This is a genomic window from Bacillus sp. N13C7, from assembly GCF_026790065.1.
Taxonomy (GTDB): domain Bacteria; phylum Bacillota; class Bacilli; order Bacillales; family Bacillaceae; genus Bacillus.
In genome coordinates this window covers 145,679-171,421 of the sequence record NZ_JALAMO010000001.1, presented here as the reverse complement: position 1 = coordinate 171,421, position 25,743 = coordinate 145,679, and the positions used below count along the sequence as shown (strand labels likewise).

Genomic DNA, 25,743 nt, shown 5'->3' with positions numbered 1-25,743 from the left:
TCAGGAGGTTTTTTTGTCATGTAAACTCTTCCGGAAAAACGTTTATTCCCGTCTTCTGTGGGAGATACTAGCAATCAGAGGAATGAATTGGATACATAAATTGTTTTTCAGGAGGGACCATCATGAGTTGGACAGGGATCGCGTTATTTATTCAGCTGTTTTTTGGGATCATCATTGGGTTGTATTTTTGGAATTTGCTTAAAAATCAAAGGACACAAAAGGTCACGATAGATAAGGAATCAAAGAAGGAAATGGAGCAGCTTCGGAAAATGCGCGCTATTAGCTTGTCCGAACCATTATCTGAAAAAGTCCGCCCCAAAAGCTTTCAAGATATCGTCGGACAGGAAGACGGCATTAAAGCATTAAAGGCAGCTTTGTGCGGGCCGAATCCACAGCATGTCATTGTCTATGGACCTCCGGGCGTCGGAAAAACAGCTGCTGCACGGCTTGTATTAGAAGAAGCAAAAAAACATAAACAATCGCCGTTTAAGGAGCAGGCCGTTTTTGTGGAACTCGATGCAACAACTGCACGTTTTGATGAAAGAGGGATTGCCGACCCGCTCATCGGCTCTGTCCATGACCCTATATACCAAGGGGCCGGAGCAATGGGGCAGGCGGGGATCCCGCAGCCGAAGCAGGGCGCTGTCACCCATGCCCATGGCGGTGTGCTGTTTATTGATGAAATAGGAGAGCTGCATCCTATTCAAATGAATAAAATGCTGAAGGTGCTTGAAGACAGAAAAGTCTTTTTAGACAGTGCGTATTACAGTGAAGAAAACACACAAATTCCGAATCATATTCACGATATTTTTCAAAATGGGCTGCCGGCTGATTTTCGCCTGATTGGCGCGACGACAAGAATGCCGAACGAAATTCCGCCAGCCATCCGTTCCCGCTGTTTAGAGGTATTTTTCCGTGAGCTTGAAAAGGATGAGCTGAAAACCGTTGCCAAAACAGCGGCAGATAAAATTGAAAAAAACATTTCTGATGAAAGTCTGGATCTGCTGACCAGCTATACGCGGAACGGGCGGGAAGCTGTTAATATGATTCAAATTGCAGCAGGAATGGCAGTAACGGAGAATCGGAAAGACATTACGATTGAGGATATTGAATGGGTCATTCATTCCAGCCAGCTTACTCCGAAGCACGAGCAGAAAATCGGCGCAGAACCGCAAGTTGGCATCGTAAATGGGCTTGCCGTATATGGACCTAACAGCGGATCGCTTTTGGAAATTGAAGTGAGTGTAACCCCAGCTCAGGATAAAGGGTCTATTAATATCACAGGAATAGCTGAAGAAGAAAGCATCGGCAGCCAATCAAAATCAATCCGCCGAAAAAGCATGGCGAAGGGTTCGGTTGAAAACGTGTTAACCGTACTCCGCACGATGGGAATGAAGCCGTCTGATTATGATATTCACATCAATTTCCCAGGAGGGATTCCGATTGACGGGCCGTCAGCGGGCATCGCAATGGCAGCAGGTATTTTCTCGGCAATTCACAAAATCCCAATTGACAATACCATTGCCATGACAGGTGAAATCAGCCTGAACGGCCTTGTCAAACCCATTGGGGGCGTGATTCCGAAAATAAAAGCAGCCAAGCAGTCCGGTGCAAAAAAAGTGATTATCCCATATGAAAATCAGCAGTCGATCTTAAAGCAGATTGACGGAATCACCATTATTGCAGTAAAGACGTTCCAGGAAGTGCTTGATGAAATTTTAGTGAATCCGCCAACGGAACAAAAACCGTTTATTGAAATCAATAAAGAATCCGTTTAACCCTATTTTAAAAATAGGGTTTTTTTCATGAAGGACATCTTTTCCTTTTTCATATCAGAAAGAAAGGGTATACTACGAGGAGACTGTTTTATAGAAAATGGAACCATGCCGTTTATTGTACAAGGATGAAAAAGTTGTATTATAATGGTTCATACTAAAGTCACGGAGGTGTCAGTCACATGGCAGAAGAATTAAAACGCAGCATCCCGCTCCTCCCTTTAAGAGGTTTATTAGTGTACCCGACGATGGTTTTGCATTTAGATGTAGGACGTGACAAGTCGGTTCAGGCTCTTGAACAGGCAATGATGCATGATCATATGATATTTTTAGCCACTCAGCAGGATATTTCGATAGACGAACCTGGTGAAGACGAGATTTTTACTGTGGGCACCTATACGAAAATCAAGCAAATGCTGAAGCTTCCTAACGGTACGATTCGTGTGTTGGTTGAGGGCCTCAAGCGCGCCCAAATCGTTAAATACAATGAGCATGAGGATTTCACGTCGGTCGACATCCAACTCATTCATGAAGATGATTCAAAAGATACAGAAGACGAAGCATTGATGCGGACGTTGTTAGACCACTTTGATCAGTACATAAAAATTTCTAAAAAAATCTCGGCCGAAACGTACGCCGCAGTTACTGATATCGAAGAGCCGGGGAGAATGGCAGACATTGTTGCTTCTCATCTGCCCCTAAAACTAAAGGATAAGCAGGATATTTTAGAAACGGCTGATGTCAAAGAGAGGCTGAACAAGGTTATTGATTTTATTAATAATGAAAAAGAAGTGCTGGAGATCGAGAAAAAAATCGGCCAGCGCGTCAAACGTTCAATGGAGCGGACGCAAAAGGAATATTATTTGCGTGAACAAATGAAGGCGATCCAAAAAGAGCTTGGCGATAAAGAAGGAAAAACAGGCGAAGTTCAGACGCTGACGGAAAAAATCGAAGAAGCAGGCATGCCGGATCATGTGAAGGAAACCGCGCTCAAGGAATTGAACAGATACGAAAAAATTCCGTCGAGTTCCGCAGAAAGCTCTGTAATCCGCAACTATATTGACTGGTTGATTGCTCTCCCGTGGACGGATGAGACAGATGATAAGCTTGATTTGAAGGAAGCAGGACGTCTCTTGGACGAAGAGCATCACGGACTTGAAAAAGTAAAAGAACGCATTTTAGAATATTTAGCTGTCCAGAAGCTGACAAAATCCCTGAAAGGGCCTATTCTCTGCTTGGCAGGACCTCCAGGGGTCGGGAAAACGTCTTTAGCCAAATCAATTGCAAAAAGCTTGGGTCGGAAATTCGTCAGAATCTCACTCGGCGGAGTGCGTGACGAATCAGAAATCCGCGGACACAGACGGACCTATGTCGGAGCAATGCCTGGACGCATTATTCAAGGCATGAAAAAAGCCGGCAAGCTGAATCCGGTCTTCTTATTAGACGAAATTGACAAAATGTCATCTGATTTCAGAGGCGACCCGTCATCGGCTATGCTTGAAGTGCTTGATCCAGAGCAAAACAGCACTTTCAGTGATCACTATATTGAAGAAACCTTTGATTTATCAAAAGTGCTGTTTATCGCTACTGCGAACAATTTGGCAACGATCCCGGGCCCGCTCAGAGACAGAATGGAAATTATTAATATTGCGGGCTACACAGAAGTGGAAAAACTCGAAATCGTAAAAGATCACTTGCTTCCAAAACAGATTAAGGAACACGGGCTGAAGAAAAGCAACCTGCAGCTGCGTGACCAGGCGATTCTTGATATCATCCGCTACTATACGCGAGAAGCGGGAGTGAGAAGCCTTGAGCGCCAGCTTGCCGCGATTTGCCGGAAGGCGGCAAAAGCCATTGTAGCTGAAGAGCGAAAACGGATTACGGTCACTGAGAAGAACCTTCAGGACTTTATCGGAAAACGAATTTTCAGATACGGACAAGCTGAAACAGAAGATCAGGTAGGTGTAGTGACAGGGCTAGCCTATACAACGGTCGGCGGAGATACGCTGTCGATTGAAGTATCACTTTCTCCGGGGAAAGGAAAATTGATCCTGACAGGAAAGCTCGGAGATGTAATGAGAGAGTCAGCTCAGGCTGCCTTCAGCTATGTGCGTTCGAAAACAAAAGAACTTGGCATTGAACCTGACTTTCATGAGAAGTATGATATTCATATACATGTGCCTGAGGGTGCGGTGCCTAAAGATGGTCCGTCAGCCGGTATCACGATGGCGACAGCGCTTGTTTCTGCTTTAACGGGACGGGCGGTTTCTCGTGAAGTCGGAATGACTGGAGAAATCACGCTTCGCGGGCGCGTGCTGCCGATCGGAGGATTGAAGGAAAAAGCGCTTGGCGCGCATAGAGCGGGATTAACAACCATTATTGCGCCTAAAGAGAATGAAAAAGATATAGAGGATATTCCGGAAAGCGTCAGAGAGGGGCTGACATTTATATTGGCGTCCCACTTAGATGAAGTTTTGGAACATGCCTTAGTAGGAGAGAAGAAATGAAAGTCACAAAGTCAGAAATCGTGATCAGTGCCGTAAAGCCGGAACAGTACCCAGAGGGCGGGCTTCCGGAAATTGCACTGGCCGGAAGATCGAACGTAGGAAAATCGTCTTTTATCAATTCACTAATCAATCGCAAAAATCTAGCGAGAACATCATCAAAACCGGGAAAAACACAAACGCTGAATTTCTACATTATCAATGATGAGCTTCATTTTGTGGATGTACCGGGTTACGGTTTTGCCAAAGTGTCAAAGTCTGAGCGGGAAGCTTGGGGCAGAATGATCGAAACCTACATCACGACACGCGAGGAATTGAAAGCAGTGGTGCAGATTGTTGATTTGCGGCATGCGCCATCTAATGATGATGTGCAGATGTACGAATTCTTAAAGTATTACGGCATTCCTGTTATCATTATCGCTACAAAGGCTGATAAGATCCCGAAAGGAAAATGGGACAAACACGCGAAGGTTGTCCGACAGACATTAAATATTGATCCGGAAGACGAGCTGATTCTCTTCTCCTCAGAAACGAAAAAGGGGAAAGACGAAGCTTGGGGAGCGATCAAAAAAATGATAAACCGGTAGAGAAGACTCTCTGCCGGTTTTATTTATCGTATAGATTTTTTTCGTTTTATCAATAATAACAATAAACTGATTCCAATAAAGACAAACGGCCAATACTCTTTCAGAAGCGCTGTCGGAATATGTGCAGACTCAAGCCACGCCATAATTTGTTTGAAAAAGTACAGAAACAGGGAAAAACAAATCATCGACACAGCCTCATATACATATTCTTTTTTCTGAACGGTTGAAACGAAAAGTGAGAAGCCGATCATAAAGAGGAGCATTTCAAAATCATCCGGCCACCATGCCCATTTTGGTTTTGCGAAAAAGTGTAAACCAATCCCGAAAAGAAGCAAACCGATAAAGAAATGGGGTGTGACGGCTTCCTTTTTTCCTTGATATACAAAGGCAGCGCCTAACAGCATGAGGAGAACAGGCCATTGCCCCTGTCCAGAAAACAGTTCGGCTTGGCCGCTTTCAAGCCATGCATATACAGATGCGGCAAGGAGCAGACAAGGGAATAAAATTGATTTTTGTTTCATGCATATCACCTTCTTGTTCTTTAGAGCTGATGTGTAGTAAATTTCTGTTGTTTTTGGTATTGTCAATAGGAATGCTTCTTTTCCATGAAGCTTTTTCTAATATAGCATAAGAATTTTAAAATCTGTTCACATTTTGTGAAAGAAACTATGTTATAATTATTACAAATAATGAGTTCTATGTTAGAATAATTATAAATAAAGATTGGGTGTTGGGGGTGTAAAAAGCGATGCATATACTTGTTGTGGGAGTAGATTATAAATCCGCCCCTATTGAAATACGTGAAAAAGTAAGCTTTCAGCCGAATGAGCTGGCAGAAGCGATGGTGCAGCTGAAGGAAAAGAAAAGCATTCTTGAAAACATCATCGTTTCCACCTGCAACCGCACTGAAATTTATGCGGTAGTCGACCAGCTCCATACCGGCCGTTATTATATAAAAAAGTTTTTAGCTGATTGGTTTCAATTAAGCAAAGAAGAGCTGTCACCGTTCTTAACATTTTACGAGAGTGATGCGGCTGTTGAGCATTTATTCCGTGTAGCCTGCGGACTTGATTCTATGGTGATTGGTGAAACCCAGATTCTTGGCCAGGTGCGCGACAGCTTCAAAACAGCTCAGCAAGAAAAAACGATCGGGACTATTTTTAATGAGCTGTTTAAGCAGGCTGTTACAGTAGGCAAACGGACTCACGCTGAAACCGACATTGGCTCAAATGCAGTGTCAGTAAGCTATGCAGCAGTTGAACTTGCCAAGAAAATCTTCGGGAACCTTTCAAGCAAGCACATCTTGATTCTCGGTGCGGGAAAAATGGGCGAGCTTGCTGCGGAAAACCTGCACGGACAGGGAATCGGCAAGGTCACTGTCATTAACCGAACATACTTGAAAGCGAAGGAGCTTGCAGACCGTTTCTCCGGTGAAGCAAGAAGCTTGAATCAGCTGGAAAGCGCGCTTGCGGAGGCCGATATTTTAATTAGTTCAACTGGCGCAAGTGATTTTGTTGTGTCCAAAGAAATGATGGAAAACGCGAATAAGCTTCGCAAGGGACGTCCGCTGTTTATGGTGGACATTGCGGTTCCAAGAGACCTTGATCCCGCGCTGAATGATCTTGAAGGTGTCTTTCTGTATGATATCGATGATCTGGAAGGCATTGTAGAGGCGAACATGAAAGAGCGGAGAGAAACGGCTGAAAAAGTTGAACTGTTAATTGAAGAAACCATTGTGGAGTTTAAACAATGGCTGAATACACTTGGCGTTGTGCCGGTTATTTCCGCATTGCGGGAAAAGGCGCTTGCCATCCAGTCAGAAACAATGGACAGCATCGAGCGGAAGCTGCCTCACTTAAGCACTAGAGAGAAAAAACTGTTGAACAAACACACCAAAAGTATCATTAACCAAATGCTGCGCGATCCGATATTAAAGGTGAAAGAGCTTGCGGCAGATGCTGATTCTGAAGAGAAACTGGCCTTGTTTATGCAGATTTTTGATATTGAAGAAGCTGCGGGCCGTCAAATGATGAAAACTGTTGAAAGCAGCCAAAAGGTCCATTCTTTTAAGAAGGCTGAATCAAAAGCGGGCTTTGCCCCACTTGTAAGTGAGTGAAAGCTGAATGATTGATACTGCAATGGCAAGACTTAATGAGGGGACAATCGTCATTTACGCATTAAGTGTACTCTTTTATTTTATAGATTTTCTTCAACACAACCGGAAGGCTGGAAAAATGGCCTTCTGGTTGCTTTCTATTGTCTGGACTCTGCAAACCGTATACTTGGCCTACTTTATGTGGGTGACGGGGCGGTTTCCGGTATTAAATGTGACGGAGGCGCTTTATTTTTATGCCTGGGTGCTTGTCACGCTGTCACTTGTACTGACAAAGCTTCTACGAGTTGACTTTATTGTGTTTTTTACAAATGTAATAGGGTTTTCTATGATCGCCATTCATACATTTTCACCGACAGAGCAGCAGTCAGCCGCTTTTTCAGGGCAGCTTGTATCTGAGCTTTTGGTGATTCATATTACAATGGCGATTCTTTCATACGGCGCGTTTTCCCTTTCTTTCGTTTTTTCTGTGCTATATCTGTTTCAATATCATTTGCTGAAAAAGAAAAAATGGGGAAAATGGATGTTGAGAATAGAAGATTTGTCTAAGCTTGATTATATGGCATATGTTCTGAATGTCATCGGGGTCCCGATGCTGCTGCTGAGTTTGATTCTCGGCGTCATTTGGGCGTATGTCTCACTAGAAACGCTGTATTGGTTCGACGCCAAAGTGCTTGGTTCGTTTGTCGTTCTGCTGCTGTACAGCTATTATCTTTATATCAGGCTGATTAAAGAGCTGCAAGGAAAGGTCGCGGCACTGTGGAATACGGCTTGTTTTCTCGTGCTGATGATCAATTATTTCCTGCTTGGAAGCCTGTCGCAATTCCATTGGTTCAGTTAAATGACGTCCCAAGCAGATTCGGGAGGAAAGAAAATGATGAGAACGATTAAAGTAGGTTCCAGACGGAGCAAACTCGCTATGACTCAAACAAAATGGGTCATTCAAAAACTGAAGGAAATCAATCCTTCGTTTGCCTTTGAAATTAAAGAAATCGTGACAAAGGGCGACCGGATCGTCGATGTTACGCTTTCAAAGGTGGGCGGGAAAGGGCTGTTTGTCAAAGAGATTGAACAAGCGCTTTTAAACGAAGAGATTGATATGGCGGTACACAGCATGAAGGACATGCCTGCTGTTTTGCCTGAAGGCCTTATGATCGGCTGTATACCTGAACGGGAAGATCCTCGTGATGCCCTTATTTCAAAGAATCGCGTTAAGCTTTCAGAAATGAAGGAAGGCGCTGTCATCGGCACAAGCAGTTTAAGAAGAAGCGCACAACTTTTGATCGAGCGTCCTGACATTACAATTAAATGGATTAGAGGTAATATAGATACGAGACTTCAAAAGCTGGAAACTGAGGATTATGACGCAATTATTTTAGCTGCTGCCGGACTTTCCAGAATGGGGTGGAAGCAAGACGTCGTAACTGAATTCCTTGAACCTGAGCGCTGTTTGCCTGCTGTGGGTCAGGGAGCATTGGCGATTGAGTGCCGAGAATCGGATGATGAGCTACTGGCGTTGTTTTCTCAGTTTACGGATGAATATACAAAACGAACCGTGTTAGCGGAACGTGCTTATTTAAACGCGATGGAGGGCGGCTGCCAGGTTCCGATCGCAGGCTACGCAGTGTTAAACGGGCAGGATGAAATTGAACTGACAGGGCTTGTCGCTTCTCCTGACGGCAAGATCATTTTTAAAGAAACCGTAACAGGAAGCGATCCGGAGGAAGTCGGAAAGCGCTGTGCCGCTCTTATGGCTGACAAAGGAGCTAAAGAATTAATCGATCGTGTGAAACGGGAGCTTGATGAGGATGGAAAATGATGTTCCGCTGAAAGGAAAAACTGTGCTGGTCACCCGGAATAAGGCGCAGGCAAAGTCGTTTCGGCAAAAAGTGGAGGAGCTTGGCGGAAAAACGGTTTTGACCTCTTTGATTACGTTTCGCCCGGCTTTGCCGAATGATGTTGCGAAACAGGTGAAAGCGGATCTTGCTGCACCCGGCTGGCTTGTTTTCACAAGTGTGAATGGAGCGGACTTCTTTTTTTCTTATCTAAAGGAAAATCAGCTCATTCTTCCTGCGCATAAAAAAATTGCGGCTGTCGGTGAAAAAACGGCCCGCCGTTTGGAAACGTATAACGTATCGGTTGATGTCATGCCTAAGGACTATATTGCTGAACAATTGGCGGAGGCTCTTAAGCAGCATGCTGAACCGGCGGAACGGATTACAGTGGTGAAAGGCAATTTGTCACGTGATGTGATAAAACAAGAGCTTGTCCCGCTCGGTTTTGAAGTGAAGGAATGGGTTGTTTACGAAACGATTCCTGATGAAGAAGGCATCGAGGCACTGAAAGAGGCTGCGGGTCAATATTCATTTGACTATGTAACATTTACGAGTTCATCAACCGTACATACGTTTATGCATGTCGTGGGGGAAGAATTGAAAAAATGGAAGGCGAACGGGACGTCCTGTATCAGCATTGGACCTTTAACAAGGGACGCCCTGCTGACGTATGGCATCACCTCGCATACGCCTGATACATTTACAATAGATGGCATGCTTGAGTTAATGTGCAGCATGTCAAGAGAGGAAGAGAGAATATGAGTCAATCATTTAACAGACACCGCCGCCTGCGGTCATCAAAAGCAATGAGAGAGATGGTAAAGGAAACACGTTTACATCCATCAGATTTTATTTATCCGATTTTTGTCGTTGAAGGGCTGGAAGGCAAAAAAGCTGTTCCATCAATGCCTGATGTTTACCATGTATCATTAGATCTATTGAAGGAGGAAGTGGCGGAGCTGGTCAAACTGGGCATTCAATCTGTCATCGTGTTCGGCATCCCTGAAGAAAAAGATGATTGCGGAACGCAAGCGTACCACGATCACGGGATTGTCCAAAAAGCCATCACAGAGATTAAAAAACACTTCCCTGAAATGATTGTTGTCGCTGATACATGCTTATGCGAATACACAGACCACGGCCATTGCGGACTTGTCAAAGACGGGGTCATCCTCAATGATGAATCGCTGGAGCTTTTGGCGCAGACAGCAGTCAGCCAGGCGAAAGCAGGTGCGGATATCATTGCGCCGTCAAACATGATGGACGGATTTGTTACAGTGATCAGAGAAGCGCTTGATAAAGAAGGATTCGTCAATATTCCGATCATGTCTTACGCTGTGAAATATTCAAGTGAGTTTTACGGTCCGTTCCGTGATGCAGCAAACAGCACGCCGCAATTCGGGGACCGAAAAACATATCAGATGGACCCTGCTAACCGTATGGAAGCACTCCGCGAAGCACAATCAGATGTCGAGGAAGGCGCGGACTTTTTGATTGTCAAACCTTCGCTTTCATATATGGATATCATGCGTGACGTAAAAAATGAGTTTACTTTGCCGCTCGTCGCTTATAATGTAAGCGGAGAGTATTCAATGGTCAAGGCTGCAGCGCAGAACGGCTGGATCAAAGAAAAAGAAATCGTGTTAGAAATTTTGACAAGCATGAAGCGCGCAGGTGCAGACCTGATTATTACGTATCATGCGAAAGACGCAGCGAAATGGCTTGCGGAGTAATTTTATTCAGTTGACAGGAGTTGAGGCAGATGAGAAGCTATGAAAAATCAAAAGCAGCTTTTAATGAAGCGCAAAAACTCATGCCGGGCGGTGTGAACAGTCCCGTTCGCGCCTTTAAATCGGTTGATATGGACCCGATTTTTATGGAGCGCGGAAAAGGCTCAAAAATCTTTGATATTGACGGAAATGAATATATTGACTACGTCTTGTCATGGGGACCTTTAATTTTAGGGCATACAAATGACCGCGTCGTAGAAAGCCTCAAAAAAGTGGCTGAATACGGGACAAGCTTCGGTGCTCCGACTGAAGCAGAAAATGAACTGGCAAAACTCGTCATTGATCGTGTGCCATCTGTAGAAATTGTACGAATGGTCAGCTCCGGAACAGAGGCCACAATGAGTGCCCTCCGTTTGGCAAGAGGCTATACGGGCCGCAACAAGATTTTAAAATTTGAGGGCTGCTACCACGGACATGGCGATTCCCTCTTGATTAAAGCGGGTTCTGGTGTGGCGACTCTTGGTCTGCCTGACAGTCCCGGTGTGCCTGAAGGAATTGCAAAAAACACCATCACCGTTCCATACAACGATTTAGAAAGTGTCAAGCTTGCTTTCCAGCAATACGGTGAAGACATTGCGGGTGTTATTGTAGAGCCGGTTGCCGGAAATATGGGCGTTGTTCCGCCGCAAGAAGGCTTCCTGCAAGGGCTGCGTGATATCACTGAGCAATACGGTTCCCTGCTGATTTTTGATGAAGTAATGACAGGCTTCCGCGTCGATTATAATTGTGCTCAAGGATACTTCGGCGTAACGCCTGATCTGACTTGTTTAGGAAAAGTGATCGGGGGCGGGCTTCCTGTCGGTGCTTATGGCGGCAAGGCTGAAATCATGGAGCAGATCGCTCCGAGCGGTCCGATTTATCAGGCCGGCACATTGTCAGGCAACCCGCTTGCGATGACGGCTGGCTTAGAAACATTGAAGCAGCTGACACCTGAATCCTACAAGAATTTCATCAAAAAAGGCGACAGGCTGGAAGAAGGCATTTCAAAAGCCGCCGAGGCTCACGGCATTCCGCATACCTTTAACCGCGCAGGTTCAATGATCGGCTTCTTCTTTACAAACGAACCTGTCATCAATTATGAAACAGCCAAAGCCTCTGATTTGAAGCTGTTTGCTAACTACTATAAAGGCATGGCAAATGAAGGTGTATTCCTTCCGCCATCACAATTCGAAGGCCTTTTCCTTTCAACGGCCCATACTGATGAAGATATTGAAAACACAATCCAGGCAGCTGAGAAAGTATTCGCTGAGATCAGCCGCGGATAAGAGTATAAAACCGGTACAAGAACAACCTTGTACCGGTTTTTTTGTGTGCTCCCCCACTCATATTTTTCCTAGTTCATACATACACCTTTAGTGACATCTAATTTTAAGGATTAGATGAAAGGAGGATATGAACTTGCCGCAAAATCATCGATTGCAATTTTCTGTAGAAGAATCGATCTGTTTCCAAAAAGGACAGGAAGTTTCTGAACTTCTATCTATTTCATTAGATCCTGATATCAGGGTTCAGGAAGTAAATGATTATGTATCAATCAGAGGATCGCTTGAACTTACAGGTGAGTACAACATAGATCAAAACAAACATACTGAGGAGTTTTATACGGATAAGCGGTTTGTTGAAGAAGTCAGAAAGAGAGAGGATGGGAGCGCGGAACTGACTCACTGTTTTCCTGTGGATATTACCATTCCGAAAAATAAAGTGAGCCATTTACAGGATGTCTTCGTCTTTATTGATGCCTTCGACTATCAATTAACTGATTCTCGCATATTAACGATTCAGGCTGATTTAGCGATTGAAGGGCTTCTGGATGATGCGGCAGATAAAGAGCCGGAAATTCCATTATATGAAGCTCCTGCGGCATTCAGAGAGGAAGAACTTTCTGAGCCGCCAAGACGAAGTGGATTAGAACCGGATGCACCTCCGGCAGAGGAAGCGGTTTTCCAAGATGATACGCCAGCTGAAACGCCGGAGCTTTTTGTCTCGAAAGCGGGTCTCCGTGAAGAGCTTGAAACAGAAAAAGCAGAATCTGAGGCGCCGGAATCAGTTGCTTCGGAAGCAGAGGCACGAGAAGATGTGAAAGTGAAAGCCGAGCCGGAAGAATTTATCGCGCCGGAAGAAGAATTTCGTGAAGAAGCGGAAACAGAAGAAGTTGACCCAGAGCTTGAAACTTCAGAAGTGAAGAGTCAAGAGATCGTTAATGCAGAAAAAGAAACGCCAGAGCTAGCAGCAGCTTCAATAGCGGACGCTCGTGAAAAAGCGAACTCTTCAGCAGAGATTCGTGAAGATTCTGGCGCAGAAGAATCTCCTGTTTTGGAAGGAGAGACTGCGATCTCGGAGGAAAAAGCAGTGTCTCCTATACTTGAATATGCGATGCGCCAAGAGGCTCAAAATGAAGAAGTTGATCAATCCAAACAAGCGGAGTTCGCACTTCGCCAAGAAGCAGGAGAGGGAGATCGAACGGAAGAAGCCGAGCCTGTACTTCGTCAAGAAGCGGAAGAAGTGAATCGAACAGAAGAAGCCGAGCCCGCACTTCGCCAAGAAGCGGAAGAAGCAGATCGAATAGAAGAAGCCGAGCCCGCACTTTGCCAAGAAGCGGAAGAAGCAGATCGAATGGAAGAAGCCGAGCCCGCACTTCGCCAAGAAGTGGAAGAAGCAGATCGAACAGAAGAAAGAGAGCCTGTGCTTCGTCAGGAAACGAAAGAAGCGGATCGAACGGAAGAAACAGAGCCCGTGCTTCGTCAAGAAGCTGATGAAGCATCGAAGACTGTGTCTGAGGCTGTCCTTTCCAAAGAAGAAAGAGAGAGGGAACCAGCAACAGCTGCATATGTAAAGCGAGATGAAGCCGCTTTGCACTTTCAATTCACTCAAAAAGCAAGCTCGGAGGAGGCACCTCAAGAAGCAGAGCTTGAACCGGCATACCGTACATTCCTGCCCGAACAAGAAGAGGAGGATTCTTTTTATTCAGCGCCTAAGCTGCTGGAAAAGGAAGAACAAGAGGAGGAAAGCTTTGAAATTGAAGTGAGAAAAATACCTCCGGCTGAAGAGCCTGAGGAAGAAACTCCTTTTCAATCCTTCCAGCTGCCGGAAACCTCTGAGCCTGAAAGGAAGGAAGCTGATGCTGCTCCTATGGCTGCTCCTGCTGCTGAAACGAAGGAACCTCAAACAAAGGAAAGTGATAATTCTCTTTATTTAACAAAACTCTTTACGAGGGAAGAGGATGAGTTTTCGAGAATGAAAATATGCATTGTTCAGCAGGAAGACACGATCGAACGTTTATGCGAACGGTACGATATTACCTCCCAGCAGCTGATCAGAATGAATTCCTTAGCGTTGGACGATGAATTGAAAGCAGGACAGATCCTTTATATTCCTCAATATAACAACAGCCATGCGTAAGCCGTAAGCGATCGGAAAATGTGGTGAATGGAATGGAAGATACCCAATCGGTTCTTCAGGAATACGGGCTGACTGCTCAATTTATTGAGCCTGTCAGTCCTCTTGTGTGGAAAGTGTATACAGACTACGGCGTATTTGCCCTGAAAAAATTGAAATCGGCCCGCAGCAAACAGTTTACCGATCATATGGTGGCGATTGAGGAAAAAGGTTTCCGTTCATTTGTTCCCGTTTACAGAACAAATAACGGTGAATTTTTCTCAGGTGGCATACGATCAGGGGATTCCTATTATTTAATGCCTTGGCTCCAATTTGACCAGGAGGAAGAACGGGATCAGAAACATGCATATTTATTTAGAGAAACAGCCCGTCTTCACGAGAGAACCGCTCAGGAAATAAAGGTCAGACGAGATGACATTGAACGTTATTACGGACAAACGAAAAAAAAGTGGGAAGATGATAAAATTTTTTACGAACAGTTTGTAGACAGTGCAGAGAAGGAATGGTATCTATCCCCTTTTGAACTCCAGGCCGTAACCTATTTTTCAGAAACCATATCCGCTGTAAACTTTGCGCTGGAGCGGTTGGAGGACTGGTATGAGTCAGCTAAAGAACAAAGCGTTTCAAGGGTTGTGATGAACCACGGCAGCCTGTCTATCCACCATTTTCTGTATAATGATGCAGGAACCGGGTATTTCACGAATTTCGAAAGAGCGTCTGTCGGGCCGCCGCAAAACGACTTGCTCGGCTTTTATACAAAAATGTTCAAAGGCTTTCCGAAAGCTTGTCCTGAGTGTGTCGAATGGTTTTATGCATACACGAAATCATTTCCATTGCGTGAAGCGGAAGTCAGTCTTTTTCTCAGCTATATGGCATATCCTGCAGCCATGTACAAGGTGTTGAACCGTTATCAAACCGGGAAGAGACAGCATGAAAAAGATGAATGTACGCAATTATTAAAGGCTTACTGGCAAATGAAAAATATTGAGCCGTTTGTAATGAAAATTCATCAGATTGAACAAGAGAAAAAATTTCAGGCTGAAAACGAGTCCACGTCTTAATGGCGCGGACTTGTTTGTTTATATCCAGTCTAAATGAAGGGCGCAAGCTAACAAGATCAGGATTGCGAGCAGCAAAACATCAAAGGTTGTCGGAAAGAAAATGGTTCTGATCCCTTGAAAAATTGTAATGGGGATAATCACTTGCGCGGATACAAGCCGAATTTGCCTGACCCACGGCGGCAGGGAATAAGAGCTGAATCGTTTCTTCAAGGTGCATCCTCCTCTACGCATTTACAAGCATCATATGTAAACTTGGGCAATAGGTGCCTGCCCATCTGTATAGAAAGCGGTGTTTTTGGAAAAGATGATTGACGAATCAAAAACACTTTTACTATAATAAAGAACATAAATAATGTATATAATGAGCTGATAAATACACCTGCTTAGAACGGGAAGAGTACAAAAAAGACGCATGCAGAGAGAGAAGCCGTTTGCTGAAAGGCTTCTTATGTTGTCTGATTGGAAGGTCGCCCGGGAGCATAATTTCTTGAAAGAAGAGTAGAGAAATTCGGGAAACACCCGTTATCCGTTGTAAGTGCATGAACTGATAGAGTTCATGAAAAAAGGTGGTACCGCGAAAGAGCTTTTCGTCCTTTTACAGGGATGAAGAGCTCTTTTTTCGTTCTCAGCCATTTTTAAACATGCTGGAGGGTTATCATGGAAACGAATGAACAAACAATGCCGACGAAATACGATCCGGCAGCGGTTGAAAAAGACCGATATGATTTTTGGCTAAAAGGCAAATTTTTTGAAGCGGGCAGCGACCAGACAAAAGAGCCATATTCTGTTGTCATTCCGCCGCCAAACGTAACAGGAAGACTTCACCTTGGCCACGCGTGGGACACGACGCTGCAAGATATCGTAACAAGAATGAAACGCATGCAGGGTTATGACGTGCTGTGGCTTCCTGGTATGGACCACGCTGGAATTGCGACACAGGCGAAAGTGGAAGCGAAACTTCGTGAGGAAGGCAAATCCCGCTACGATCTGGGACGCGAGAAATTCCTCGAAGAAACGTGGAAGTGGAAGGAAGAATATGCTGACTTCATTCGCAGCCAGTGGGCGAAATTAGGGCTTGGCCTTGATTATTCCCGTGAACGCTTTACGCTGGATGAAGGCTTAAGCAAAGCGGTTCGCGAAGTTTTCGTAAAGCTTTATGAAAAAGGCCTGATCTACAGAGGCGAATATATTATTAACTGGGACCCTGCGACAAAAACAGCTCTATCCGACATTGAGGTTATTTATAAGGATGTTCAGGGCGCGTTTTATCATATGAGCTATCCGCTCGCTGACGGATCAGGCTCAATTGAAATAGCGACGACACGTCCTGAAACAATGCTCGGTGATACAGCCGTTGCCGTTCACCCTGAAGATGAGCGCTATAAGCACCTGATCGGAAAAACGGTAATCCTGCCGATTACAAATCGTGAAATTCCGATTGTCGGTGATGACTACGTTGATATGGAATTTGGCTCAGGTGCAGTGAAAATTACGCCTGCTCATGATCCGAACGACTTCGAGCTTGGCAACCGCCACAATTTAGAGCGCATTCTTGTCATGAATGAAGACGGAACGATGAATGAAAATGCCCTGCAATATCAAGGCATGGATCGTTTTGAATGCCGCAAAAAGCTAGTGAAAGATTTACAGGAGGCGGGAGTTCTCTTCAAAATCGAGGATCATATGCACTCCGTCGGCCATAGTGAGCGAAGCGGGGCTGTTGTTGAGCCTTACCTTTCTACACAATGGTTTGTGCGCATGCAGCCGCTTGCTGATGCAGCGATTGAGTTGCAAAAGAAAGAGGAAAAAGTCAACTTTGTGCCTGACCGTTTTGAAAAAACGTATTTACATTGGATGGAAAACATCCGCGACTGGTGTATTTCCCGTCAATTATGGTGGGGCCACCGCATTCCAGCCTGGTATCATAAAGAAACAGGCGAGTTATATGTCGGGCTTGAAGCGCCTGAGGACAGCGAAAATTGGGAGCAGGATACAGACGTGCTGGATACATGGTTCAGTTCTGCGCTCTGGCCGTTCTCCACTATGGGCTGGCCTGATGTAACAGCTGAAGACTTTAAACGCTACTATCCGACTGACGTTCTTGTTACAGGGTACGACATCATTTTCTTCTGGGTGTCACGCATGATTTTCCAAGGCATTGAATTTACAGATGAGCGCCCGTTCAAAGATGTTTTAATCCATGGCTTAATTCGTGACGAGCAGGGCCGGAAAATGAGTAAATCTCTTGGAAACGGTGTCGATCCGATGGACGTCATTGACAAGTACGGAGCTGATTCTCTTCGTTATTTCCTTGCGACTGGAAGCTCTCCCGGACAGGATTTGCGCTTCAGCTATGAAAAAGTGGAATCGACTTGGAATTTTGCCAATAAAATTTGGAATGCCTCCCGTTTTGCATTAATGAACATGGATGGCATGACATACGATGAGCTTGATCTGTCAGGCGAAAAATCAGTAGCTGACAAGTGGATTTTAACGCGATTAAATGAAACGATCGAGCATGTGACCCAGCTCGCTGACCGATATGAATTTGGTGAAGTCGGACGCCATTTATATAACTTTATTTGGGATGATTTCTGTGACTGGTATATTGAAATGGCGAAGCTTCCGCTTTACGGGGAAGACGAAGCGGCTAAGAAAACAACCCGTTCTATCCTTGCTTACGTACTGGATCAAACGATGCGCCTGCTCCACCCGTTTATGCCGTTCTTAACGGAAGAAATTTGGCAACACCTTCCTCACCAAGGGGAATCGATTACAGTAAGCCAATGGCCTGTTGTGGTGCCGGAGCATACTGATACTGAAGCGGCAGCTGACATGAAGCTTCTTGTTGAGCTGATCCGTTCCGTGCGTAATATCCGCAGTGAAGTCAATACGCCAATGAGCAAGCAGGTTGAACTGTATATTAAAACAAGCACAGATGAAATAGCAGCCCGCCTCGAAGCGAACCGTTCATATGTTGAACGCTTTACGAATCCGAGCGTGCTTAAAATCGGCACCGATATCGAGGCTGTTGATAAAGCGATGACAGCCGTTGTCTCAGGAGCAGAGGTTATTCTTCCGCTAGAAGGCTTAATCAATATTGATGAAGAAATTGCCCGTCTGCAAAAAGAATTCGATAAGCTGACGAAAGAAGTCGAGCGTGTTCAAAAGAAACTTGGAAATGAAGGATTTATGAAAAAAGCGCCTGCGCACGTAATTGATGAAGAACGTGAAAAAGAAAAAGATTATGTGGCAAAGCGTGACGCTGTTCAAAAACGAATGGCTGAGCTAAAGGGTTAATGAAAAGCCGGGGCGGTTTCTAGGGAAACCGCCTTGCCTTATAAAAGAGGGGATTATCATTGTTTACTGCATATGAAGAAGCGCGCAGCTGGATCCACGGCCGGCTGAAATTCGGAGTGAAGCCCGGTCTCGGCCGAATGGAGCAGCTGATGGCGCGGTTAGGCCATCCTGAAAAGAAAATCCGCGCGTTCCACGTAGCAGGAACAAACGGTAAAGGATCAACTGTTGCTTTTATTCGTACTATGCTGCAAGAAGCCGGATATACGGTTGGCACGTTTACGTCACCTTATATCATTACGTTTAATGAACGGATCAGCGTAAACGGGACACCGATTTCAGATGAAGAATGGACAACACTCGTCAATCAGGTTAAACCGCACGTTGAAGCGCTTGATCAAACGGACTGCGGCCAGCCGACAGAATTTGAGATAATGACGGCTTGTGCATTTTTATATTTTGCCGAGTTTCATAAGGTCGATTTTGTTATTTTTGAAACTGGTCTGGGTGGAAGATTTGACTCTACAAATGTAGTTGAACCGCTCTTAACAGTTATTACAAGCATCGGACACGACCATATGAACATTTTGGGTAATACCATTGAAGAAATTGCCGGGCAAAAGGCCGGAATTATAAAAGAAGGTATTCCTATCATTACAGCTGTTACCCAGCCGGAAGCCTTACAGGTCATTCGTCATGAAGCTGAACGACATGCTGCGCCGTTCCAGTCATTGCATGATACATGTGTGATTTTCAATGAAGAGGCTCTGCCTGCCGGAGAACAGTTTTCATTCAAAACGGGCGAGAAGTGCTATGAAGATATTCGGACATCTCTGATTGGCACACATCAAAGACAAAATGCGGCTTTATCCATTTTGGCTGCTGAATGGCTCAATAGGGAGAATATTGCCCGTATCAGTGATGAAGCGTTAAGAAGCGGGCTGGTAAAGGCTGCTTGGCCGGGACGGTTAGAGCTTGTTCAGGAACATCCGCTGGTATACTTAGATGGTGCGCATAACGAGGAAGGCGTTGAAAAGCTGGTGGAAACGATGAAGCAGCGTTTTCCTGATACCCGCATTTCTGTGGTGTTTAGTGCATTAAAGGACAAACCGTATCACGATATGATTAAGAAATTGGAAACCATATCGCATGCGATTCATTTTGCTTCTTTTGATTTTCCGCGTGCTGCTCTTGCAAAAGATCTCTATGAGGCAAGTGAAATCAGCAATAAAAGCTGGAGTGAAGGTCCTGATGATGTGATCGAATTCATAGAAAGCAAAAAAGGCTCAAATGACATTGTCCTTATTACCGGATCACTTTACTTTATTTCTGATATCCGCAAAAGATTACAATAAACGCGTCCAGCCCCGGCAGTATGAAAAATGAGATTCTGCCGGGGTTTTTATATGTAAAATGAAATAGTTTCGATTAGAGTTCAGGCCTCTCACTCTGCTACAATCCAAACCAGAATCTACAGTGAGTAAAGGTGTGTTGTGTATGCTTCCCGCTCTCTTTATCCTCGGGCTTATTCTTGGCTCATTTTATTATACGGCCGGGTGCCGTATCCCCTTACAGATATCCGTTGTCACACCCCGTTCGGCATGTTCGTTTTGCCGGCAGACATTAACCCCGGCAGAATTAATCCCCATCCTGTCATTCCTTCTCCAAAAAGGCAAATGTAAAAGCTGCGGGCACAGAATTTCTTTTATGTATCCTGCGGCAGAGTTTGTGACAGCGTGTCTATTTACAGCTGCCGGAATACGCTTTGGCACGTCTTCAGAACTATTTCCCGCCGTCGTGTTTATTTCTCTTCTCATTATAGTTACAGTGACAGATATTCATTTTATGCTGATTCCAAATCGAATATTGATCTTTTTTCTCCCCATTTTGGCCGCTGCAAGACTGATTTCTCCGCTTGATTCCTGGTATACAGGCCTGTTAGGTGCAGCCGCCGGATTTCTTTTTCTGGCCTTAATGGCTGCAATTACCCATGGCGGAATAGGGGGAGGAGATATTAAATTATTTGCGGTAATTGGTTTTATGCTCGGTGTGAAAATGCTGGCAGCTGCCTTCTTCTTTTCTGTTTTGATAGGTGCATTATATGGAGCTGCAGCTGTCCTGACCGGAAGGCTAGCCAAAAGTCAGCCGCTTCCCTTTGCCCCTGCAATTGCGGCAGGGAGCATTTTGGCCTATCTATACGGTGACTCTATCGTTTCTTTTTATATCAAACTGGCATTGGGCTGACTGCTGAAAAATTTGACGAACGTTTTTTGGACAAGACGACAAAAGTCTTGTTCTTTTTTTTTTCGCCTGTGCTAAAGTGTGTAGCATGAAAAGCCGACAAGAACGGTCAAACAAATGAAGGGAGGAAGCGGAATTGAAAAAAAGGAAGAATAAAAAAAACAGTAAAGCCGCAGAAAAAGCCCTCAAGGTGACGATTAATGGAAAAGAAGAGACGGTATACGAAAAGGAGACGCCTGAGACTGAGACGGATAAGAGCATGACATTTTCGAATTGGGAGGAAAAGAGAAAGGCTGAACAGGAGATTGCGGCATCCCATGAGCATCCTGACGAAGATGAATTTAATTGGGATTCCGAGGAGGACAAGGTGTTTAAAGAGGATCCAAAAGTCGTTCCGCCCTATCAAAAGAATAAAACAAATGTGTATTCAAAAGGAAAGTCCGGATCGGCCAAACCGGTAAAAAGGGTGGCGGCAACAATTGCCTTTGCGGCAGTCATCGGCACTGGATTAGGGTTATTCGCGTTGAATATCTCTGGCAATAAAGAAGCGTCTGCCCCGGCATCTTTAGATGATTCACTGGGCAGCCCAACAGCAAAAGCCGGAGATACATCTGCTGATAAACAAAGCTCAGGCGCAGAAAAACAGGCGGCACATACTGAAGGTACATATAAAACGTATGCTGTGCAGGCCGGAAAATTTTCAAATGAAAAGGGTGCTGAAACGTTAACAGAACAACTGACAGAAAAAGGTTATTCCGCCGTGTCACTGTCAAAGGATGACGGGTATACGTATGTCATCGCAGGCTTAGCCAGTGATAAGGACGTGTCACAGCAGTTAGGGCAGCTTTTAATCGACAGCGATTTTGAAGCATGGGGTGGCAAGGAGCTTTCCTTATCAATAGAGTCAGATATGACAGATTCCTTCAAGGAAACAGCGGAGCTTGCAGCAAAGGCGATTCTCGGAGAAGATATTACAAGAGCGAGTGTAGAGAAAATAGAAAAGTCACTCGGTAAAACAGAAGCGTCTGAAACAGGGGAGAAAAAAGCGATTTTACAGGCTTTAAAGGAATTAGAGGACCCAAGCGCTGAAGCCGGGTGGAAGGCTCAGCAGGAGCTGTTAGCCGTCGTTAAATAAGAGAAAGTGCCTGAGCCTTTGTCCTTTAGTGACAGGCTTTTTTTTATTTTGTCATGAAAAAGTTATTTTTCTGAAATTGTGACAAGCTTCGTGATTTGGTAGGATAAACGAGTATCTTTTTTTCTTAAGCAAACCCTGAAAGGATGACGGACATGAAAAAGCCGCTAATACTTGCATCACAATCTCCGCGCAGGAAAGAACTCCTCGATCTTCTCCAGCTGCCCTACTCCATTATTGTCAGTGAAGTAGAGGAAAAATTAAATCGAAACTTTTCACCTGAAGAAAACGTCCAATGGTTGGCAAAACAAAAAGCTAAGGCTGTAGCTGATCTGCATCCGCATGCAATCGTCATCGGCGCTGATACAATGGTATGCCTGGACGGCGAATGTCTTGGCAAACCGCAGGATCCAGAAGAAGCTGCTACCATGCTGCGGAGGCTTTCAGGCCGAAGTCACTCAGTAATAACCGCGGTCAGCATTCAAGCTGAAAATCACAGCGAGACTTTTTATGATAGAACAGAAGTTACGTTTTGGTCCCTCAGTGAAGAAGAGATTTGGACGTATATTGAAACAAAAGAGCCGATGGATAAAGCAGGTGCATACGGCATCCAAGGAAGAGGCGCGCTTTTTGTAAAGAAAATAGACGGAGATTATTATTCAGTCATGGGTCTTCCTATATCAAAAACGATGAGAGCTCTTCGCCATTTTGATATAAAGGCATGACGGTTCTATAAACGGGAAGGGAAAGAAAAGGAGTGCTTGGTCATACACGATCTGCCATTAAAACTCAGAGATTTCCCAACGAAAGAAAAGCCAAGAGAGCGGCTTTTGAAAGTCGGAGCCGAGAACTTGGCGAATCATGAGCTTTTGGCTATATTATTGCGGACAGGGACTAAACACGAATCTGTTTTGGACCTGTCAAACCGGCTGCTGCGCTCATTTGACGGGCTGCGTCTGCTCAAGGAAGCATCGGTTGAAGAGCTGTCAAGCATCCCGGGAATCGGCATGGTAAAAGCGATTCAAATACTGGCGGCAGTTGAGCTTGGAAGCCGGATTCATAAATTAGCCAACGAAGAACATTTCGTTATTCGCTCCCCGGAAGACGGCGCTAATCTTGTCATGGAGGATATGCGTTTTTTAACCCAGGAGCATTTTGTCTGTTTATACTTAAATACAAAAAACCAAGTCATCCATAAACGCACCGTATTTATCGGAAGCCTGAATTCATCTATTGTCCACCCGCGAGAGGTGTTTAAAGAAGCGTTTAAACGATCTGCCGCTTCCTTTATCTGTGTTCATAATCATCCTTCTGGAGATCCGACGCCGAGCAGGGAAGATATTGAAGTGACAAGACGGCTGTTTGAATGCGGAAATCTGATTGGCATCGAGCTGCTTGACCATTTGGTGATAGGCGACAAAAAATTTGTGAGTTTAAAGGAAAAAGGATATTTGTAACACTTTTTTTTTCGTCGAATTAAGCTATAATAGAGTTTATGAGTTTTTCCCTTTAGGGTATTTTTGCTTTAAGAAAGGAAGATACATACATATGTTTGGAATTGGTGCAAGAGACCTTGGTATAGATCTTGGAACTGCGAATACGCTTGTTTTTGTAAAAGGAAAAGGAATTGTTGTGAGAGAGCCGTCAGTTGTCGCTTTGCAAACGGATACGAAGTCGATTGTTGCTGTCGGAAATGATGCGAAAAATATGATCGGACGGACACCGGGTAACGTTGTCGCTCTTCGCCCGATGAAAGACGGCGTTATTGCTGATTATGAAACAACGGCTACGATGATGAAATATTACATCAATCAGGCCATAAAAAATAAAGGCATGTTTGCCAGAAAACCATATGTGATGGTATGTGTTCCATCAGGCATTACAGCTGTTGAGGAACGTGCTGTTATTGATGCGACAAGACAGGCCGGAGCGCGTGACGCGTATCCGATTGAAGAGCCGTTTGCCGCAGCAATCGGTGCCAATCTGCCAGTTTGGGAACCGACTGGAAGCATGGTTGTTGATATCGGGGGCGGAACGACAGAAGTTGCGATTATTTCCCTCGGAGGCATTGTAACGTCTCAATCAATCCGTGTAGCCGGTGATGAGATGGATGATGCGATTATCAACTACATCAGAAAAACGTACAACCTGATGATCGGCGACCGTACAGCTGAAGCGATTAAAATGGAGATCGGATCTGCAGAAGCGCCTGAAGAATCCGATAAAATGGAAATCCGCGGACGCGATTTACTGACAGGTCTGCCGAAAACCATCGAAATTACAGGAAAAGAAATATCTAATGCGCTGCGCGACACTGTATCTACAATTGTTGAAGCAGTGAAGAGCACACTTGAAAAAACACCGCCAGAGCTTGCAGCAGATATTATGGACAGAGGCATTGTGTTAACCGGCGGCGGAGCGCTTCTTCGCAATTTGGACAAAGTGATCAGTGAGGAAACAAAAATGCCGGTCCTTATCGCCGAAGACCCGCTTGATTGTGTAGCGATCGGAACAGGGAAAGCATTGGAGCACATCCATCTTTTCAAAGGTAAAACGAGATAATCGGGAGTTCAATAGAAGAGGTGTAACACGATGCCGAATAAACGGTTAATGCTATTACTTCTGTGTATTATCATATTGGTGGCTATGATTGGATTTTCGCTGAAGGGCGGCCGCAATACCACCTGGCCTGAGAAAGTGATCGGCGATACGACGGGAGTATTTCAAAATATTTTTCATACGCCTGCCGAATTTTTTGCAGGAATATTTGAGAACATTAATGATTTAAAAAACACATACAAAGAAAACGAGCGTCTGAGAGAGAAGCTTGACGGACAGACACAATATGAAGCCAAGCTTCAAGAACTTGAAGAAGAAAACAAATCCTTGCGTGACGAGCTTGGCCATGTCAAATCGATTAAAGATTACAAGCCGATTTTAGCGACAGTCATTGCCAGAAGCCCTGATAATTGGGCGAAACAGGTCACGATTAATAAGGGTTCTCAGCAAAACGTTGCGAAAGATATGGCTGTTACAAACGAAAAAGGCGCATTAATCGGAAAGATTAAAAGCTCCGGACTTAACAATTTTACGTCTACGGTTCAGCTTTTAAGCGATACTGACCGCAATAACCGAGTTGCGACGAAAATTTCCGGAAAAAAAGGCAGCAAAGGCTACGGCCTGATCGAAGGCTATGACAAAGACAAAAAGCGTCTTAAGATGACAATTATTGAGCGCAAGGATAAACAAGACGTGAAAAAGGGCGATCTTATTGAAACATCAGGCACAGGCGGGGTTTTCCCAGAGGGGCTGACAATCGGTGAAGTGACTGATATCGAGTCGGATTCCTATGGATTAACGAAAGTTGCTTACGTAAAACCTGCGGCTGACCTTACCGATTTAAATAATGTGATCGTGGTTAACCGTGATGTGCCGACTGTCGATACAGAGGAGGAAGGATCGTGAAACGTTTCCTTCTCCCTTTCGTTATGATGCTTGTTTTTTCTGCGGAAAGCATTTTTACAGATTTGGTGCATTTTCCGTTTGTTACAGATGATCAGGTGCTTGCCCCGCGTTTTCTGATGCTTGTACTGATATTTATGTCAGCGTTCATCAACCAAAAGCACGCGATGATTTACGGATTTATTTTTGGCTTTCTATATGACATGAACTATACAAGTCTATTAGGCGTTTATATGTTTGGTTTTGCCGGGTTATGCTATTTGGCTTCAAAAGCGTTTAAAGTGCTGCATACAAATGCTTTTGTGGTGATATTGATAGCTGTGCTCGCTGTCTGCCTGCTTGAATTTTACGTATTTGGCATTCAGTCGCTGATTCATAAAGACATCATGACGTTTAACGGATTTGTGCTTGACCGGTTTATACCGACAATTTTATTAAATATTGCAGCCGCTCTTATTCTGGTTCTGCCATTTAAATTATTTTTTATGAGTCTAAAGAAAGAATTGAGAGATGAGTAAAAAGGATTTTATCTTTTTTTGACGAAATGAGT

General features: G+C 44.6%; 22 protein-coding genes and 1 other annotated feature. Of the genes, 20 read left to right on the top strand and 2 right to left on the bottom strand.

The features are described from left to right. Positions 1 to 122 precede the first annotated feature (122 nt). The 3 genes from lonB (at position 123) to yihA (ending at position 4,866) form a co-directional block, all read left to right on the top strand. A complete protein-coding gene (lonB, locus tag MOB98_RS00900; protein WP_268362583.1) occupies positions 123 to 1,778 on the top strand; it encodes an ATP-dependent protease LonB in 1,656 nt (551 codons plus the stop codon). Positions 1,779 to 1,957: 179 nt separating this feature from the next. Further along, a complete protein-coding gene (lon, locus tag MOB98_RS00895; RefSeq protein WP_268362582.1) occupies positions 1,958 to 4,282 on the top strand; it encodes an endopeptidase La in 2,325 nt (774 codons plus the stop codon). Continuing rightward, on the top strand, positions 4,279 to 4,866 hold the full coding sequence (gene yihA, locus MOB98_RS00890) for a ribosome biogenesis GTP-binding protein YihA/YsxC (protein ID WP_014114673.1): 588 nt from the start codon (positions 4,279 to 4,281) through the stop codon (positions 4,864 to 4,866). Before lon ends, yihA begins: the two co-directional genes overlap by 4 nt. Before the next feature lie 23 nt (positions 4,867 to 4,889). Here the strand turns inward: yihA and MOB98_RS00885 are convergent, their stop codons facing one another. Continuing rightward, positions 4,890 to 5,387, bottom strand: a complete 498-nt coding sequence (locus MOB98_RS00885; RefSeq protein ID WP_268362580.1) for a hypothetical protein — start codon at positions 5,385 to 5,387, stop codon at positions 4,890 to 4,892. Positions 5,388 to 5,614: 227 nt separating this feature from the next. Here MOB98_RS00885 and hemA point away from each other — a divergent pair, with 227 nt between their 5' ends. The 8 genes from hemA to cotN all read left to right on the top strand — a co-directional run bounded on the left by hemA (position 5,615) and on the right by cotN (position 15,061). Continuing rightward, entirely contained in the window at positions 5,615 to 6,982 is a 1,368-nt protein-coding gene (hemA, locus tag MOB98_RS00880; RefSeq protein WP_268362578.1) for a glutamyl-tRNA reductase, read from the top strand. A gap of 7 nt (positions 6,983 to 6,989) precedes the next feature. Continuing rightward, complete coding sequence (locus MOB98_RS00875) at positions 6,990 to 7,820, top strand: cytochrome c biogenesis protein (protein ID WP_268362577.1); 831 nt, start codon at positions 6,990 to 6,992, stop codon at positions 7,818 to 7,820. Positions 7,821 to 7,853: 33 nt separating this feature from the next. Then, positions 7,854 to 8,798: a hydroxymethylbilane synthase gene (hemC, locus tag MOB98_RS00870; RefSeq protein WP_268362574.1), complete on the top strand. Its 945-nt coding sequence runs from the start codon at positions 7,854 to 7,856 to the stop codon at positions 8,796 to 8,798. Next, on the top strand, positions 8,788 to 9,576 hold the full coding sequence (hemD, locus tag MOB98_RS00865) for a uroporphyrinogen-III synthase (RefSeq protein ID WP_268362573.1): 789 nt from the start codon (positions 8,788 to 8,790) through the stop codon (positions 9,574 to 9,576). Before hemC ends, hemD begins: the two co-directional genes overlap by 11 nt. Beyond that, positions 9,573 to 10,547: a porphobilinogen synthase gene (gene hemB, locus MOB98_RS00860; RefSeq protein WP_268367075.1), complete on the top strand. Its 975-nt coding sequence runs from the start codon at positions 9,573 to 9,575 to the stop codon at positions 10,545 to 10,547. The genes hemD and hemB overlap by 4 nt, the downstream gene beginning before the upstream one ends. Before the next feature lie 29 nt (positions 10,548 to 10,576). Further along, positions 10,577 to 11,869 carry a glutamate-1-semialdehyde 2,1-aminomutase gene (gene hemL / locus MOB98_RS00855; protein WP_268359773.1) on the top strand — a complete coding sequence of 431 codons (1,293 nt, stop codon included), beginning with the start codon at positions 10,577 to 10,579 and terminating at the stop codon, positions 11,867 to 11,869. A 133-nt stretch (positions 11,870 to 12,002) separates the two neighbouring features. Next, positions 12,003 to 14,003: a LysM peptidoglycan-binding domain-containing protein gene (locus MOB98_RS00850; RefSeq protein WP_268359772.1), complete on the top strand. Its 2,001-nt coding sequence runs from the start codon at positions 12,003 to 12,005 to the stop codon at positions 14,001 to 14,003. A gap of 32 nt (positions 14,004 to 14,035) precedes the next feature. Beyond that, on the top strand, positions 14,036 to 15,061 hold the full coding sequence (gene cotN, locus MOB98_RS00845; RefSeq protein WP_268359771.1) for a spore coat protein CotN: 1,026 nt from the start codon (positions 14,036 to 14,038) through the stop codon (positions 15,059 to 15,061). A gap of 18 nt (positions 15,062 to 15,079) precedes the next feature. Here the strand turns inward: cotN and MOB98_RS00840 are convergent, their stop codons facing one another. Next, on the bottom strand, positions 15,080 to 15,271 hold the full coding sequence (locus MOB98_RS00840) for a hypothetical protein (protein WP_010330262.1): 192 nt from the start codon (positions 15,269 to 15,271) through the stop codon (positions 15,080 to 15,082). A 165-nt stretch (positions 15,272 to 15,436) separates the two neighbouring features. Beyond that, positions 15,437 to 15,659 (top strand) — a binding site (T-box leader). A gap of 59 nt (positions 15,660 to 15,718) precedes the next feature. Between MOB98_RS00840 and valS the strand changes: the two genes are divergently transcribed. From valS to mreD, 9 genes are all read left to right on the top strand, one after another. Further along, complete coding sequence (gene valS, locus MOB98_RS00835; protein WP_268359769.1) at positions 15,719 to 18,361, top strand: valine--tRNA ligase; 2,643 nt, start codon at positions 15,719 to 15,721, stop codon at positions 18,359 to 18,361. Between the two features lie 59 nt (positions 18,362 to 18,420). Next, positions 18,421 to 19,713, top strand: coding sequence for a bifunctional folylpolyglutamate synthase/dihydrofolate synthase (locus tag MOB98_RS00830; RefSeq protein WP_268359768.1), 1,293 nt, complete (start codon positions 18,421 to 18,423; stop codon positions 19,711 to 19,713). A gap of 142 nt (positions 19,714 to 19,855) precedes the next feature. Then, entirely contained in the window at positions 19,856 to 20,602 is a 747-nt protein-coding gene (locus tag MOB98_RS00825) for a prepilin peptidase (RefSeq protein ID WP_268359766.1), read from the top strand. A 133-nt stretch (positions 20,603 to 20,735) separates the two neighbouring features. Next, positions 20,736 to 21,734: an SPOR domain-containing protein gene (locus MOB98_RS00820; protein ID WP_268359764.1), complete on the top strand. Its 999-nt coding sequence runs from the start codon at positions 20,736 to 20,738 to the stop codon at positions 21,732 to 21,734. 152 nt (positions 21,735 to 21,886) lie between these two features. Next, on the top strand, positions 21,887 to 22,456 hold the full coding sequence (locus MOB98_RS00815; RefSeq protein ID WP_268359762.1) for a Maf family nucleotide pyrophosphatase: 570 nt from the start codon (positions 21,887 to 21,889) through the stop codon (positions 22,454 to 22,456). Positions 22,457 to 22,492: 36 nt separating this feature from the next. Then, positions 22,493 to 23,188: a RadC family protein gene (radC, locus tag MOB98_RS00810; protein WP_071577134.1), complete on the top strand. Its 696-nt coding sequence runs from the start codon at positions 22,493 to 22,495 to the stop codon at positions 23,186 to 23,188. 91 nt (positions 23,189 to 23,279) lie between these two features. After that, positions 23,280 to 24,293, top strand: coding sequence for a cell shape-determining protein MreB (mreB, locus tag MOB98_RS00805; protein WP_003222607.1), 1,014 nt, complete (start codon positions 23,280 to 23,282; stop codon positions 24,291 to 24,293). A 30-nt stretch (positions 24,294 to 24,323) separates the two neighbouring features. Then, positions 24,324 to 25,196: a rod shape-determining protein MreC gene (gene mreC, locus MOB98_RS00800; RefSeq protein ID WP_268359760.1), complete on the top strand. Its 873-nt coding sequence runs from the start codon at positions 24,324 to 24,326 to the stop codon at positions 25,194 to 25,196. Beyond that, complete coding sequence (gene mreD, locus MOB98_RS00795; RefSeq protein WP_077671543.1) at positions 25,193 to 25,711, top strand: rod shape-determining protein MreD; 519 nt, start codon at positions 25,193 to 25,195, stop codon at positions 25,709 to 25,711. Before mreC ends, mreD begins: the two co-directional genes overlap by 4 nt. Positions 25,712 to 25,743 lie beyond the last annotated feature (32 nt).